The 3,311-nt window shown below is 65.5% G+C and carries 3 protein-coding genes; all 3 read left to right on the top strand.

From position 1 onward, the window contains the following. The coding region (locus D7V93_RS45515) for a hypothetical protein (protein WP_208723315.1) at positions 1-1,322 on the top strand (1,322 nt) is incomplete at its 5' end. Positions 1,323-1,330: 8 nt separating this feature from the next. After that, positions 1,331-1,693: a hypothetical protein gene (locus D7V93_RS40665; protein ID WP_120648376.1), complete on the top strand. Its 363-nt coding sequence runs from the start codon at positions 1,331-1,333 to the stop codon at positions 1,691-1,693. An 18-nt stretch (positions 1,694-1,711) separates the two neighbouring features. Continuing rightward, positions 1,712-3,311: hypothetical protein (locus D7V93_RS40660; protein WP_147451610.1), on the top strand; the 1,600-nt coding region annotated here is incomplete at its 3' end.

Raw genomic sequence — 3,311 nt, 5'->3', positions numbered from 1 at the left:
CGGCCGGTGCCTTCGTCCAGGCCGTCCTCGCCATCTACAACGTGGTGATGTGGGTCATCGAGAATGCCTCGCGCATCCTCGCCCTCATCGAAGCCATCGTGAACTCGCTGCATGCGATTGCGACGGGGGCCATCGGTGGCGCGGCGAAGTGGATCGAGAACGCGCTCGCGAGCCTCATCCCCATCGTCATCGGCTTCCTCGCGCGGCTCATCGGCCTGGGCGGCATCTCCGCGAAGATCCGCGAGTTCATCACCAAGGTGCAGGCGAAGGTCCGTGCCGCCGTGCTCGGCTGGCTCAAGAAGGCCTTCGCCTGGGTCAAGAAGCTCTTCGGAAAGGGAGGCCAGGGCGGCGGGAAGGACACCCGGACGATGGAGCAGAAGCAGGCGGACCTCAAGGCAGCCGTCCAGGAGGCAGATGCCCTGATGAAGAAGAAGGGCGCCTCGGCCAAGGGCGTCACCGCCAAACTGAACTCCATCAAGGCCAAATACAGACTCACGACCATCAATCTGGCCCAGGAAGGCGAGAACAAGTACCACGTCGAAGCAGAGATCAATCCCAAGGAGCGCGGCCCCTCGGAACAACTCGCCAGCAAGGGCTCGTTCTCCCTCGCGCCTGGAGGGTTCGCCGCGAGCGAGGGGGCGAAGATCCCGAACATCAAGGCGGGCGCCCCTCCCATCACCGTGCACCTCATCACCAACCACGGTCCGGATGTTCCGTCGGCGACCCTCAAGGATCGCTTCCAGCGGCAGTTGGTCCAGTTCCGGCAGATGCGCGACGCCAGGGTCAAGCTCGCTCAGGACAGCATCACGCTGGCGAACAGCGAACTCCTGAAGATTGAAGGACTCCCTGTCACCGCGGACCCGAAGAAGAACGAGAAGCGGGTCAAGGACATGAACACCCAGTACGCCAAGATCAACGAAGCCAAGGAGAACATCCGGAAGTACCGGCTGATCCGCGAGAACGACACGGAGGGAGTGCTTGGCTCGCTGGAGAAGTGGGGGGCCACGCCCATGCCAACGCGGACGTCGACCCGGTTCTACAGGACCAACCTCATGGAGATGGCGATCAACGCGGCCCTGGCGGCGGGCAAGGAGACGATCGACAAGCAGTTCAACGACGATAACGGCCAGGCGAAGCCCGTGGGAACGAAGCTCTCCTCCCCCTTGCGGGCTACCTTCACCCAAAACATCGGAGTCGGGTACAAGCTCCTGCCCGACATGACGGTCGTCGAGGCGAAGAATCTTCGCGGAGTGGCGGTCATCATCGTCCTCTCGGACAGCGAGAAGCGGCACTATGTCGTTGAAACCGCGTTCCCCGAGTGAGCTGCCCCATGAGCAACGGCCCCGCTGAAGACGGAGACGACTTCTCGGAACCCGACGCGGAGACCCGCGAGGCCGCGCTTTCCCGCGTCAGGTCCTACCTGGAGCGCTTCTACCGGGATGAGCCGGACAATGTCGTCGCATCCAACAATGCCCTGCTGGCATTGGGGCCCGACTGGCGTGAGCGATGGAATACCGCGAATGCGTTCCGGCTCGTCACGCGTGCGGCCTTCCCTCCCGGCACGCTGAAGGAGCTCGTGGACCAGAGCGCCCACCGCCTCATCCGGGACGACGGACAGGCCCGCGAGTTCCTGCAGGAGATGTATGCCTTGAGTTCACTGGACACCGCGGTGAACTACGACGAGCTTGTCTGAGAGCGGATCCCCACCTCCATGGCCACCGCCAGAGCCGCCGCCCGAGGACCTGCCCGCGCCGCGGCGCCGGCCCCGGCGCGTGCGGCGGGAGGCGGTGCCACCTCCGCTGAGGCCCCGGGTGGCGCGGCGGTGAAGGTGGGCGGTGACGCGGAGAAGGACCCCAGGTTCCGCAAGGTCATCGAGCAACTGGAGAAGAGCGCCCAGAAGACGAGGAAGCACCCGCCCGCGTCGAAGAAGGCCGCCGAAGCCCAGGCCGCCGCCGTCTCCCCACCCAACGAAAGGAACGCAGGGGCGAAGGCCAACCAGGTCGACGCCATGAAGTCCGCCGAAGCGCCCAAGGCCGAGCCCAACGGTTTCCTCGCGCTGCTGCGCGCCGAAATCGAAAAGGTGATGCCCAAGAACCTGGACGACGCGGACAAGTTCATGAAGGGCAGTGAGACGGAGCAGGTGAAGGGCGCCGTCTCGGGGGGCGTGAAGGACCAGAAGGACACGGCCGCCGGTCCCACCGAGCAGGCCACCGCGGCACCTCCGGACCCGAGCAGTGTGCCTGGGCGTTCCGCCGCTCCCATGCCGGAGGACCCGGCGGCACCGCCCACGCCCGTCAACACCGCGGAGGCGATGCCCGCGCCGAAACCCGCGGGAGAAGTGCAGGCGCTCCAGAGCCCCAAGAAGGACGCCGACCAGCAGATGAAGGACGCGGACCTCACGCCGACTCAGTTGCAGAAGGCGAACGACCCGCGCTTCTCCGCCGTCCTCTCCGCGAAGACGAACGTGGAGAAGACCGCCACTGCCGCACCCGGCAAGTACCTCTCCAGCGAGAAGGCCACGCTGGGACAGGCGGCCGCTCAGGCCACGGGGATTGGGAAGACCAGCCTCAACCAGATGGCTGGGGTGAAGACGTCCAGCGGCTCCAAGGTGAAGACGCGCCAGATGCTGGCGAAGGCGAAGGACGAAGCGCGCCGCAAGGAAGTCACCGACACGATTGAAAGGCTGTACCAGCAGACGAAGGTGAAGGTGGAGACGAAGCTCTCCACGCTCGAAACCGACGTCATGCGCCTCTTCGACGTCGGGGCCGAGGCCGCCCTGGCGGACATGAAGTCCTACGCCAACCGCGAAATCGACCGCTTCAAAGAGGACCGCTACTCGGGCCTCACCGGCGGCGCACGCTGGATCGCGGACCTCTTCCGCGACGTGCCCGAGGGCATCAAGGTCATCCTCCGCGCCGCACGCGGACGCTTCGCAACCAAGATGGATGCGTTGGCCGTGCGCATCTCCGCCACGGTAGACAACCGGCTGGCGGACGCGAAGGCCGAAGTCGACAAGGGCCAGGCCGCCATCAAGACGTACGTGGCCAGCCTGCCGCGCGACCTCCAGGCAGTCGGGAAGCAAGCGCAGCAGGAAGTCGCCAGTCGCTTCGACGAGCTGCGCAGCGGCATCGACGCGAAGAAGAACGACCTCGCGCAGAAGCTCGCCCAGAAATACAAGGAGGCCCACGACAAGGCCGACGCCGCCCTCAAGAAGCTCGAGGACGAGAACAAGGGCGCCCTCAAGGGCCTCGTGGATGCCATTGGGGAGATCATCAAGATCCTCTCCGAGTTCAAGGACAAGCTGATGGCGG

The organism is Corallococcus llansteffanensis, assembly GCF_003612055.1.
Classification (GTDB): domain Bacteria; phylum Myxococcota; class Myxococcia; order Myxococcales; family Myxococcaceae; genus Corallococcus; species Corallococcus llansteffanensis.
This window is presented reverse-complemented; position numbering and strand designations above follow the sequence as displayed.